Origin of the sequence: Staphylococcus sp. HMSC65H10, assembly GCF_001839185.1 — a bacterium.
Lineage (GTDB): Bacteria > Bacillota > Bacilli > Staphylococcales > Staphylococcaceae > Staphylococcus > Staphylococcus simulans.
Genome location: NZ_KV840424.1, coordinates 22,869 through 35,903 on the forward strand (window position 1 = coordinate 22,869; position 13,035 = coordinate 35,903).

At 34.7% G+C, this 13,035-nt stretch carries 9 protein-coding genes; 6 read left to right on the plus strand and 3 right to left on the minus strand.

From position 1 onward, the window contains the following. From HMPREF3270_RS11820 to HMPREF3270_RS11830, 3 genes are all read right to left on the minus strand, one after another. A partial coding sequence (locus HMPREF3270_RS11820) for an SdrD B-like domain-containing protein (protein ID WP_070867266.1) occupies positions 1-2,215 on the minus strand: 2,215 nt, incomplete at its 3' end. A gap of 272 nt (positions 2,216-2,487) precedes the next feature. After that, the gene (locus HMPREF3270_RS11825; protein ID WP_060804653.1) at positions 2,488-3,681 is read right to left on the minus strand and encodes a YSIRK-targeted surface antigen transcriptional regulator; all 1,194 of its coding nucleotides are present in this window, start codon (positions 3,679-3,681) and stop codon (positions 2,488-2,490) included. 528 nt (positions 3,682-4,209) lie between these two features. Continuing rightward, complete coding sequence (locus tag HMPREF3270_RS11830; protein WP_070849057.1) at positions 4,210-5,229, minus strand: amidohydrolase family protein; 1,020 nt, start codon at positions 5,227-5,229, stop codon at positions 4,210-4,212. A gap of 601 nt (positions 5,230-5,830) precedes the next feature. Here HMPREF3270_RS11830 and pgsB point away from each other — a divergent pair. The 6 genes from pgsB to HMPREF3270_RS11855 all read left to right on the plus strand — a co-directional run bounded on the left by pgsB (position 5,831) and on the right by HMPREF3270_RS11855 (position 13,004). Continuing rightward, positions 5,831-6,988 carry a poly-gamma-glutamate synthase PgsB gene (gene pgsB / locus HMPREF3270_RS11835; protein ID WP_002480094.1) on the plus strand — a complete coding sequence of 386 codons (1,158 nt, stop codon included), beginning with the start codon at positions 5,831-5,833 and terminating at the stop codon, positions 6,986-6,988. A 2-nt stretch (positions 6,989-6,990) separates the two neighbouring features. After that, on the plus strand, positions 6,991-7,443 hold the full coding sequence (gene pgsC / locus HMPREF3270_RS11840) for a poly-gamma-glutamate biosynthesis protein PgsC (RefSeq protein ID WP_002480095.1): 453 nt from the start codon (positions 6,991-6,993) through the stop codon (positions 7,441-7,443). A gap of 14 nt (positions 7,444-7,457) precedes the next feature. Then, positions 7,458-8,528, plus strand: coding sequence for a CapA family protein (locus HMPREF3270_RS11845; protein ID WP_002480096.1), 1,071 nt, complete (start codon positions 7,458-7,460; stop codon positions 8,526-8,528). Then, on the plus strand, positions 8,518-8,694 hold the full coding sequence (locus tag HMPREF3270_RS14065; protein ID WP_002480097.1) for a hypothetical protein: 177 nt from the start codon (positions 8,518-8,520) through the stop codon (positions 8,692-8,694). Before HMPREF3270_RS11845 ends, HMPREF3270_RS14065 begins: the two co-directional genes overlap by 11 nt. Continuing rightward, the gene (locus tag HMPREF3270_RS11850; RefSeq protein ID WP_070849059.1) at positions 8,681-10,279 is read left to right on the plus strand and encodes a gamma-glutamyltransferase; all 1,599 of its coding nucleotides are present in this window, start codon (positions 8,681-8,683) and stop codon (positions 10,277-10,279) included. Before HMPREF3270_RS14065 ends, HMPREF3270_RS11850 begins: the two co-directional genes overlap by 14 nt. A gap of 127 nt (positions 10,280-10,406) precedes the next feature. After that, positions 10,407-13,004 carry a YfhO family protein gene (locus tag HMPREF3270_RS11855; RefSeq protein ID WP_083326844.1) on the plus strand — a complete coding sequence of 866 codons (2,598 nt, stop codon included), beginning with the start codon at positions 10,407-10,409 and terminating at the stop codon, positions 13,002-13,004. The last annotated feature ends 31 nt before the right edge of the window (positions 13,005-13,035 follow it).

Below are 13,035 nucleotides of genomic sequence, written 5' to 3' on the forward strand. Positions count from 1 at the left end.
TTTCGTCTGTAACTGTCGTTACTTTTGTACCATCTGGTTTTGTTAATGTGACCGTTACTCCAGCAATTCCTACTTCATTTAAGTTTTGGATACCATCTTTATTGCTGTCTTCCCAGACATAGTCACCTAAATTATATGTCGCTACTACAGGTTTAAAGAACCCAGAATCTATCGTATAATCATCTGCTCTGTTAATTGTTACATATGAAATCAATCCATTAGAGTCCTTTTCACGATTGTTTCCTGATTCTTTAGTTGTTGGAACATAGCCATCTGGTGTTTCAAATACGACAACATACTCACCATTTTTAAGGTTGTTGAACAAGTAGTTACCATATTTGTCAGTTACAGCTGTATTAATAATATTGCCTGTCGTCGCATCTTTCAATGTGACTAAAACTCCTGAGATTGGTTGTTCACCCATGTCTTGAATACCATTTTGATTAACATCTTCCCAAACATAGTCACCTAATTTATATGTTTCAACAGTTCCATCTCCAGTTCCATTACTAAATTCAGTGTATACTGTATTATCAAATGAGAATGCTGCTTGATTACCATAAATATCTTTAGCATATAATATTGCTCTTGTAGTTAACTCTGTACTATGTTTTGGATTAAATTTAGAATCAACTACTACCACATAAGGGTCACTTATACCACCGAAATCAATTTCTAATTTCCCCTTTTCATTTGTATAAACTCTTTGATTATTATAAAAGTTTGAAGTTAAATCTTGATATTTAGAAGCATCAAATGCATAACTGTCAGTTAAATCAGCTTTATTAGGTACTTTATAAATATGGAACTTTGTATTATTAATATCTAATAAAGCATTACTATTTAAATCTTTAGGTTCTAATGTTAAACGAGCATTGTTTAAATAATAATCTCTAGGATTCACATATACGATTTGTTGAAAATCATTTGTTTTTTGTAAAGCATCTACACTTGTAATCATTGTGTCTACTGAGGCAGGCGCCACACCATGATCATGTGCATCATAAGCATATGTGATTTCTGGGCTATACTTTTCTCCAGCAAGGTCGTAATTCAATGTATACGTTCCTGCTTTTCGAGCTTTATCCCTGTCAGTAAATTGAGTTAAATCGAATTTACCAGAAATGTTTTGTTTATCATTAACCCAATCTGTAAATGTATATTTTAGAAGTTTAGTATTTGTGTCATAAACACCTACCGCAACAATCATACCAGTTGTGGTAGCTAATACTGTATGCACTTTATTATCATCATTTTTATAATTTAAATCCCCGTTGAATGTCGCATATTCAGGCATTTGTACTGTGAAATAATCTCCACTTTTAACTTTGTTATCTACTTTATAATCAGCTCTCAAACGGAAATTACCGCCTTGGTTAGGGTCAATTTTTGTTTGGCTAATTTGTGGGTTTGAAACTGTTACTAAGTCATTAACGTTAGAACCCTTTTGATCCGTTGCTACATCTTTCAAATCTTCAGCAGTATAAGCTGCTCCTCGTAATATTTGTGCATTTTGTGCTGTAGCTTCAATAGTGTCCTTATCTTTATTTTGAGATGATTGTTTTAATAAGTCTGCCGTTACTACTGGAGTTTTTTGCGGTGTAATATCCGCTTCTCCGCCCCTTGTTTCAACAACTGGATTAACAGGTTGTGATGCAGTTAATGTTTGAGGTGCTTCTACAGGTTTAATTAATTGTTTTTCTTCTGCTGATTCTTCAAATTTTTGTGGATTGTTTTCAGGTTGTACGCCTGTTTCTGGTGCTTCATTAATTGTTGGTGCTGGTTCTGTAAGTGGTGTTTTTTCTTCAATAGGATTTTCTTGTTCAGTAGGTGTTGATTCTGTAGTTGATTGTGATACTTTAGGTTCTTTAGAGGTATTTTCTAGTTGTTGTTTTGTATCTGCTTTGTTGTCTGTTAGTGTGTCATTTTCAATCGGATCTTTTAGTGTCTCATTATTTAATTGATTTTCAGTGTTATCAATGTTTGCCGGCTGAGCATCTGGTGTCCCTGCATTTTTCGCAGGCTCATCTGGCTGTACTGATGTTGAATCTTTAGCCTGGTTTGATGTCGTTATCTCCTCTGCTGCTTTTGCTTCGTGACCAAGACCGAATATTAAGGTAGCACCTACAATAATGGATGCTGTACCAACCGAAAATCGGCGGATTGCATATTTGTTACGGTGCTTTGCCTCAAAATTATTTAGTTGTTTATTCATGTGTTTCTCCTCTCTCTATTTAAGCCGTTCAATGCTTTTATCCCTAATTAGGTATAAAAATTAAGCCGAACCGATCAGTATTGTTCCTGTAGAACGTTGGAGAAGAACTAGTGTTTGAAATAGACAGACTTTCTTCATCCCTGGGGACTCACAAAATGAGTAGGAAACAATAACAAATCAGACGGCTTAATGTGATTATATTTAATTAGAGTATTAAAATATTGTATTAAATAATAGAAAGGGTACTTATCACTTTACATATTTTTGTGATATTATACTTTTTTGTTTCTTCTGTACTGTGTAGGTGTCATTTCAAATTCTTTTTTAAATTTCTTACAGAAATGAGAAGAATCTGCATAACCTAACATTTGGGAGATTTCACTGATGCTTAAGTTACGATCTAATAACTTTTTAGCATCTTCTAGTTTTGACTTAGTAATATACTTTTTAACTGTCATACCAAGTTCATTTTTAAAGTTTAAATTTAAGGTCGTTTGGCTAATGTTAAATTCTTTAGCAATCGACTCTATCGTGATTTCATTGTAAAGATTCTGGTTGATATAGTTGAGAATTGAAGATAAAAATGGGGAGAGCTCTTCATCCACGATTTCACCTATTTTTTGAGTGAAAAATACGATAGCGCCATTTCTGACTTTCATAATTTCCGAAAAGTTTTTAGCGGCTTCATTGTCAATAATCATTTGGTCTCTCGTGCGGGTTGCTTCTAATACATCCATACCTGATTCTATTGCGAGTTGTGATAATTTTTCAAAAACGATAATCGAATAATTCTTCTCGCTACGAATAGAATCTCTTTTACTTGTTGGCATGATTCCTCCTTCCAAATCTGATAGAGATTTCTTCAACTTTGTTATAGAACCTTGTCTAACTAAATCCATCACTTGCTTTTCATACTTTAATTTATTCTTTTCGTTTTCATTTTCAATAAAAAATAATTTCTCTAACCCAGCGTCGTCTAACATTTTCTGCAACTTTTCTACATAGCTATGTATAGGCTCAAAAGTCGGGTCTGATTGACGATCTAATGTAAAAAGATAGTGCACTAATTTAATAATGTCTCTAATGTCTTCTAGAGAATAGAGCTTTATTTCTGGTGCATAATCATTGATTGCCTTTTTAAATTTAATGCTGATGTTTTGTTGTTTTAAAAAGTGTGTAAAGAAGTCGTCCGGTGGTAAACAATGGACATTAAACGGACCAAACAGATAATGCTTGTCCTCAAAGTTATGAAGTAGAAATACTTCATTCATGGCACCTGTTAAAATATAGTAATTATGCCTTTTCTTTTCATCTTCAACAGATTTAATAAGATCTAGTTCGTTATATTGCGGGCTTATCATTTTCTTCGATGTATACTCCTGTATCTCATTCAGATTAGAATCGTATGCTTTAACATTGATACCTAAACATACATGAAGCGATTTTAATATTGCTTTTTCTTTCATTTCTAATCAAAGACCTCCTAGTTGTTACGAAGTTTCTCTTGCCTCACATTAATATCATAATAGCAAATCGAAATATTTAATTGTACATATTATAAAACATTGTATGTTTAAAACATACAATCGCTCACAAGTTGTATTTCAACAATACTGTCATTACAACCTTATCGCAAGCAAACGTTTTCCTTAAATTATCAATAACCTTTCTAAATCTTAAATATGTTTATCATTAATCTTAAATTATTTGATTAAAACAAATAAGTATAACTTTAAATTATTATAGACGAACATAAAAAGTAGAGCCTGTCAAAAATAGAGGCTCTACTTATATTTTTACGAAATATAGACGTCATTATTTACGTGAATTCAAACGCTTTTTTATTATACTTGATTTGTCAAGTATACTTTATTTCATAGACAATAAATACCTGAATATTTCACGTCAAACCAAATCAACTTTACCTGATCTTTTCATCAAATGTTCAAACTTATTGTACTTATTTTTGCATTATATAACATAATGCAGTTTATTTAATCTTGCTCTGTATCAACGTTAAATAAACGTTCCGCATTTTGATAAGCAATTTTAGCTTGTTCTGTTGGTGTGAGATTCAATTCATCTAAGAATGTCGTTAGTCCCTCTGGTTTTATATACGGGTAATCCGATGCATATAAGATACGATCAATACCGAAATAGTGACGTATCATTTCAAATTGAGGTTTCGATAACATCCCACTCGGCGTGATATAGAAGTTATTTTTAAAATACGTACTGATAGGTTGTTTTAAATGCTCTGATATGATTGCTTGATCCATACGTTCTAAGAAGAACGGCACAAATTCTCCCCAATGGCCGAGGATGATTTTTAGATTCGGATAACGGTCTAATAATCCTGAAAGCACTAATCTTACCGCATGAACCCCTGTCTCCATATGCCAGCCATAGCCAAATGACGCAAATATTGATGCAGTGACGTCATCATAGCTTGAGCTATTATAATAAGCTTGGTAGACCTCTGATTTAATCGGTGCTGGATGTAAGTAAAGTGGTACATCTAATTCTGCAGCCGCTTCAAATATCCCTTCATACTTCGGATGATCCAAGAACGTACCGTCTTCTCCTCTTCCTGCAATCAACGCACCTTTAAGTCCTAGTTCTTTTACACTTCTTCTTAATTCTTGTGCTGCTGCTTCTGGTTCATTAATCGGCAATACCGCCAAGCCTTGAAAACGTGTCGGACGTAAGTCCACATACTCTCTTAACACATCATTACATAACTGACATAATTCAATTCCTGCCTGTCCTGTTAAGAGTGAAGGTGCTTCTTTACCATAAGATAAAACCTGCATACGTACGTTATTGTCATTCATAAATTTCATACGCGTTTTATGTTGGTCTAGATCATCTTCACCATGAAAGTCAGTCTTTTCTTCTAAAGCTGAAAGCATTGTTTCTAACGGAACACCTTTAGGATCTTTCGAAACTAAATTCCTCACCTTTTCTTGTACATCTGTCAGTATATAGTGTTCTTCAACCAAAATTGTTTCCATTTTTCTTCCTTCTCTCTTCTATATCGTTAATAATCTTTTCCCGAGTTACCTTACATATATGCGATAAGCTTTTCGATAGTTGATTCTAAGCTGGTCTGTCTCAAAATCAATTCCCATAAGATTATCTTACTTAACATAGTAGTTAATTTTCATAAACTTTCCATTTTCAATGGTAAATGCCATCTCCAACTTACAAAATTTTCTATATCATACATCGCCGCATTAAGCTTGATACATTTAAAATAGTTCCGTTTTTGTGTAATTATAAATTGATACATATAAACTAATTTTTAGATTTTAATGGTAATAATTAATAATATTACATATATTACAAATATTACCGTTGTTAAACAATAATGGAGACCTTTATAAAGTGAGACCTATCAACTTTTTCCTGAGTTTTTATAGTGCCTGTTATAAAATTGTCACATTTGCCTGTATATTATGACATTTTAATTATTTAATGCTAATTGATAGGTTTTAACTAAAATCTATTACATTTTTCTAACAAATAATAAACATTCTTACATTTTAGTAAAATTATATTTTTTAATATTTGATATGTTAATCTGTTCGGGGATAAAAAAACGAGGTGAAAATTTTGTTATTAGTAATCATATTTTCCGCATTGATTTTAGTACTTGGCATTCGTGAAATGCATGTACATAGAAAACGTATCAAACAGATCCCGATACGTATCAACATTAACGGTATTCGCGGTAAATCCACCATTACTCGATTAATCTACGGCATCTTACGAGAAGATAACTACCAAGTTATTGGTAAAACAACAGGAACTGATGCCCGAATGCTGTATTGGTTTGATGAAGAAGAGTATCCAGTCGTTCGTAAACCCCAAGGTCCAAACATCGGAGAGCAAAAGGATATTTTGCAGAATGTTATCGACAACAAAGGTAAAGCCATCGTTAATGAATGTATGGCCGTCAATCCAGACTATCAAATCGTCTTTCAAGAAAAGCTGTTAAAGGCGAATGTGGGTGTCATTGTCAATGTCATGGAAGACCATATGGAAACTTTAGGTCCGACATTAGATGAAGTGGCAGAAGCATTTACCGCAACAATTCCTTATAACGGAAAACTTGTCATCATGAAAGATGATTACACAGACTTCTTTAAGAAAGTCGCAGATAAACGCAACACTGAAACGATTGTCGTGGACAGAGATAAAGTTGAAGAAGATTTACTTCGAAAATTCGATTATATCGTCTTCCCTGACAATGTCGCGATTGCGATGGGTGTCGCAAAAGCAATCGGCGCCAATCCAGATGTCGCAATTGAAGGTATGTTGAACGCACCGCCTGATAGTGGCGCAGTACATATACACTACTATCATAAGAACGATACTAAGAACATCTTCGTTAATGCCTTCGCCGCAAACGAACCTCAGTCATCTAAAGCGATTCTCCAAAAAGTAATCGACTACAAATATCCCTATGAAAAGAAAGTCATTATTTTGAATTGTCGTGGTGACCGTTTAGATAGAACAAAACTCTTTGCTGAAGATTTCATTACTGACGTAGACTTCGACACGTTGATTTGTGTCGGCAAGAGTACGCAGCTTGTGACAGAAGTCATGAAATCTCAACCAGATAAAAAATACTTGAACTTTGAAGGAAGACCTTTCGAAGAAGTAGAACAAGCAATCTATGAGGAATCCAAATCGGCACTAGTATTTTGTGTCGGCAATATTCATGGTAACGGCAAGAAAGTCGTGAATTTATTAGAAGGGATGGATTAATTTTGGTAGGTTCAGAGCTGTATTTCTCATTATTTGTAGGTATCGTACTCAGCTTGATATTCGCTGAGAAATTCGGTATCAATCCTGCAGGGCTCGTAGTACCTGGTTATTTAGCTTTAATATTTGATCAACCTATTATGTTGCTGTCAGTACTGATTATCAGCTGTCTGACATACTTCATTGTGGCACACGGTATTAGTAAAGTTGCTTTACTTTATGGACGTAGAAAGTTTGCCGCAATGATTTTAACCGGCATGATTATAAAATTCGTTTTTGACTTGATATATCCACTGACCCCCTTTGAGGTCGTGCAGATATCCGGTATCGGTATTGTCATTCCAGGCATTATCGCGAATACCATTCAAAAACAAGGTACAATCACTACGTTAGCTTCATGTATGCTGCTGACTTGTATCACGTACGTCGTGTTATTCGCATATAGCTTTATCAAATAAGAAGGAGTTAGAGTATGGCTAACAAGCAACGTTTCAATATAGAGAATTGGATTTTAAAGAAATCCAAAAATCAAAAGAAGCATAATTCTAAATACATGTTAGTTGTGTCTATCGTTGCGCTGATACTACTCATAACGCTCATGGCCACTGCTAAAACACATAAGGTCGATGTCTTCGCTAAACATAAAGATGATATTCACTTAGCTTACTTCGGTAATGTCAATTTGAATAAATACATCAGACAAAGTGATTTAGATGATATGTTCGACCCCATTCACAGCATCATTAAAGAAAGTGATTATGCTTCAACCAGCTTGAATATCAATCGCGTATCTAAAAATCCATCTAAGAACGTCAAAAAGAACTTAGATAATATCGCATTTATGAAATCACTTGGCTTTACAAATCTTAATTTGACCAACAACGCAGTAGATCTCGCAGATATGAAACAAATTGAAAAACAAGCCAATCAAAAATACGGTTATAACTTTTTAACCGGTAATGGTTCAAACCCATTAAACAGTAAAGTATCTCATAAGACGATTCATGGTAAGAAAATTGCGACTGTGTCATTTACAGACATCAACTCAAAATATACGAATGCGAATAAAGCCACAACATCTATCGCTTTAGATCCGAAAATCTTTGTTCCATTAGTGAAAAAACTTAAAGAAGAAAATGACATGGTTGTTGTCAATGTAGACTGGGGTATTCCAGATGAACCACATGTCACAAGCCGTCAGAAGACTTACGGTCACGCCCTAGCAGAAGCAGGTGCTGATGTGGTCTTAGGCCATAATACAGTGATTCAAAAAATTGAAGAACATCAAAATACACCAATCTTCTACAGTTTAGGTAATGTCACTTCAGATGATTTCTTATCTGAGAATAAAAAAGGCTTAGCGGTTCAACAATCATGGGATGGAAATCGCAGTGACTTCATGATTACACCGATTAAGACTTCCGGAGATAAAATCACCAAAGATAATATGAACGTCATAGAAAAAACAAAACTAAAAAATCGTATTTCTCACCCATCCATCAAACTTAAAGATACTAAAGGAGGCTACTATTATGAAAATTAAGAATTACTTATTATATGCGGCTATTGTATTGATCATCGCCAGCATTTTCTTAATGATTATTCTCAGCAATGCGAATGAACCTTTAGATAAATATGAAAAGCATGATTTAAAAACTGAAAAACACGTGTCTTTCAATGGAGGTCATACCTTCCATGAACATTTATAGTAAAAAGGTACTGACAGTTATATTTATCATCACATTGCTGGTATCTACTGTCTTCTACTTTATAAATAAAGAAGACCAAGTCGATAAAGATGAACTTTATGAAAATAAATTAGCCTCTCAAAATCATAAAGACGCTAAAAAGAAATACGGTGTCGCAACGAACAATAAAATTGCGAGAGCTGTCGGAAATAAAATTATTCAAGAAGGCGGAAACTCAGCCGACGCAGCTTACGGTGTTGCTTATACTTTAGCAGTTACTGAACCTTACGCTGCAGGACTCGGCGGTGAAGGTACGTCATTGACGTATGATGGAAAAAAGGGGTCCAAACCTACTGTCTATGACTACAACACAGTTTCTGGCTATAACTATCAAAAAGGCGACGAAGTCGGTGTACCTGGTTTTGTTCAAGGTATGCATGACATGCACGAAAAAGAAGGTCATATGAGTGAAAAGAAAATCTTAAACTATGTTATTCCACTTGCTGAGGACGGATTCCAAGTCAACACTGACCTTGCAAAACTCCTCTCTAAATATAGTGGGAACTTAGATAACAACTCACCTTTCTTTAAAAAAGAAGACCAAGTCGTACAAAATGGCGACGTCGTTAAACAAGAAGCTTTAGCTAAAACGTTAAAGGGGATTAGAGATCACGGTCCAGATTATTTCTATAAAACACAAGGACCAAGCATTGCTAAACAAAGCGGGAGTCATTTAAGCGAGAAAGATTTCACTGACTATAAAACACAAACGAAACAACCACTTTCAACTAACTATCTGAATAACCAAGTCTATACGTCACCTAACCCGACCAGCGGTATGTTGACACTTCAAGGTCTGAAAATTGATCAGTCTATCAATGGTAACTTAGGTGAAGAAAAACGAAATGACTTTATTGAAAGTGTTATCGAAGCAAGAAATGTAAACTTTAAAAATAGATATTTAATCAATGATCAAGCAAAAAATGACACTAAACATACAGGAGATCATTATTTATTAAAACGTGCTGAAAAGTACAAGAACATTAAAAATCAATTCGGTTTACAAGGACAAGTGAATACAGCTGGTTCACACTTTGTAGTTGTTGATAAACAAGGCCGCATGACAAGCTCAACAAACACACTCAACAACTTCTTCGGTTCTGGCGCTTATACGAAGCAAGGTTTCTTTATGAACAATTCTTTAAAACGTTTCTCAGATTCACCAGATAGTGATAACCATGGTGACAAACATAAATCACCGCGTTCATTCATCTCACCTACCATTGTGGTTGGTAAAGATTATTACTTCGGCGGCGGTACACCAGGTGGTAATAAAGTACCGACTCTTATGCAAGAAAACTTATCTAATTACTTACGCGGTAAAGATTCACTGCAAGAAACAATTGATAAGCCGCGCTTCTATAATGACGGCAAAGATGTCTATTATGAAGACGGCATGAGCGACCAAGACCTTAAGACGATTAAAGACTTAGGTTACAATCCTAAAAACAGCGCAGACAATCCAAACTTCGGCAGTTTCCAAGGTGCAACTTACTTCAAGAAAGACAAGAAAACAGAAACAGGACATGATGTTGAAGTAAGATAATGTGAATTTATTGCTGTATCAATTGTAAAGTTAAACCCATCACAAACAAGGGACTGAGATGACGACATAAAAGTTATCTCAGTCCTCATTTCTTTAAAAATCTATTGACTAAAGGAGGCTGAACATAATGCGACGCGATCATCCCATGCTCAAACGTTTTCTATTGATTTTACTCTTGAGTATTGCACTAACTACACTAGTTTTTATTCCTTTCTTTATGAATGCGGCAAAAGGCATTGCGTTCATTAGTAAAGGCGATGGGTTTTCACAGTTAGTTCCTTTCCAAAAGTATTTATATCATCAATACACACACTTCAGAAGCTTTTATGATGTTTCATTCGGCTTAGGCGGAGATTATACAAAAGGCTTATCTTATTACTACGCAACGTCACCTTTATTATTGCTATACTTCGGCATCGTATATATTGGTGAACAACTCTTTAATCTGCCTGCGCACAGTATACAATTTTGGGCTGCCAACCAGATTTTCTTGAGTTATATTCGTGTAGTATTCACAGTCTTAACAAGTATCTATTTCTTTAGATACCTTAATTCCAACCGTTTCTTCGTCATACTCGCAACGTTAATGTATGCAATTTCTATAGTGACGATTTACTTTAACTTTACCTGGTCATTTTATGGTGACGTACTAATCTTGTTGCCGTTATCGTTATTAGGCTTAGAACGTTTCTTTCAAGCGCGCAAAATCGGTTTATTTATCTTTGCGATTGCGGTCACGTTATTCTCTAATTTCTACTTCAGTTATTATGAGTTTATTATTCTAAGCTTTTATACTTTATATCGCATTATTTGGCCATACCATAAAGACATTGTCCAACGCGTACAGAAGCTTTATCTTTTAATTATTGCGGCAGTACTCAGTTTAATGATCGCAAGTCTCGGTTTTTATACAGGTGTTTCAGCAGTTATGGCTAATGACCGTCAAATCAATCCGAACTTAACACTTTCGTTACTCATTGATTTCAAAGAAAAATATCATATATTTTCTGACGGCTTTTACATCACAATTTCAACACTGACATTCATCGCCTTATTTGCGTTTAGATTATATAAGTATTATTTCTATCGCTTATTTGCGATTTTAACTTGGATTATGCTGATAGGGTCACTAACCCCTTATTTCGATAGTTTCTTTAATGGCTTTTCATTGCCTGCACGCAGATGGGTGTACATTTTAGGACTTTCATCCAGTGTCTTGATTGCATTATTCTTACTTCATCTTTCTGAAGTATCTATCAAGCAATACCTATATACAGCCCTTGGCTGTGTCGTTGTCATGTTATATATGTATACACAATACGACGGTAATAATACATGGATGTGGGTCACACTGGTATTAATGATTTTCCTATTTATCTGTTTGTATCAACCACACTTATTGAAGCGAAAAGCCACCTACATCGCAATTGTTTTACTGGTGTTCATTCAACAATTGGTAATGATACAAAATTATCATGATACACATATGTCTATTTATGAACGTCCGATTGCTTCTATGAAAGAAGACAATTACAACAATGCTAAACTGCAACATAAATTTGATCAGTTGCAGCGAGAGAAAGATCCATTCAGTCGTATTGAATATCTCTCATTCCCTGCACAAAATTCGCCTTTAATTTATGGCTTTAGAGGAATCGCACTATACTCTAGTCTGTTTAATGGAGATATTTTAAATTACTATGATAAAACAATGCAGATTGCACAGCCGATTGATAAAAATAGTAACTATCGCTTTTTAGGTAATCGCGCTAACTTAATGGCATTGTGGAACGTACAAGACCGCTTCAAAAACCCAATCGACCACAACCGCCCTTATGGTTTTGAACCGCAATCCACAATTAAAGGAAAGAAAAATAAATACGAACATTCAGCATCAACGATTGATTACCCTGCTACTCACATCACAGATAAAGTCTATGATAATAAAAAATTAAAAACACCAATTGAGAAAGAGCATGCGATGTTAAAAGGTGTCGTCTTAGATGACGCTACGCCAGCGACTCACAAAACAGAACATAACATCAACTACAAAGACCAAATCCAAGAAGAAGCTGATGATGCGCGTTGGAATAAAACAGACGAAACCTTAAAAGTTAAAGAGAAAAATGGCGGTATTGATTATACCCTTCCAAAATCAATGACTGATAAATATAAAGATTTATATTTTGAAATTGAACTCGAGTTACAGTCACCAGATAAACCACACCGAGTTAAACTAAATGAATTCACGCAAAACCGCAGTTCACTCGGTTACTCTTATCGTCGTGTGGTTAATCCATTAACTATTCGTATCAAAGCCGATGATAAAGTGCGATTAAACTTACCTAAAGGCAATTATCGTTATAAACTTAAAGGTGTCTATGGTGAAGATTATCAAGCGTTGAAAACTGCATCACGCTCAGTTGACCGCGTCAAAATCAAATCTACATCTCACGGCTATACCTTTACAAAACAACCACAAGATCATGGTTATTTAGTCATCCCGACACCTTACGAAAAAGGTATGCATGCGACAATTGATGGTAAAGAAGCCGAAGTGAAAAAAGGCAATGGTATTGAAACAGTCATTCCTGTTAAAAAAGGTCAAAAACACATTCAGCTTTCTTACACACCACCTTATCTTTATCCACTATTAATCCTTAGTGGTATTGGACTGATTCTGGCTATCGGCTTTACTTGGTTTGTTCGTCATAAAACTAAATAACTTCATTTAATATCAAATGATTCACTAAAGA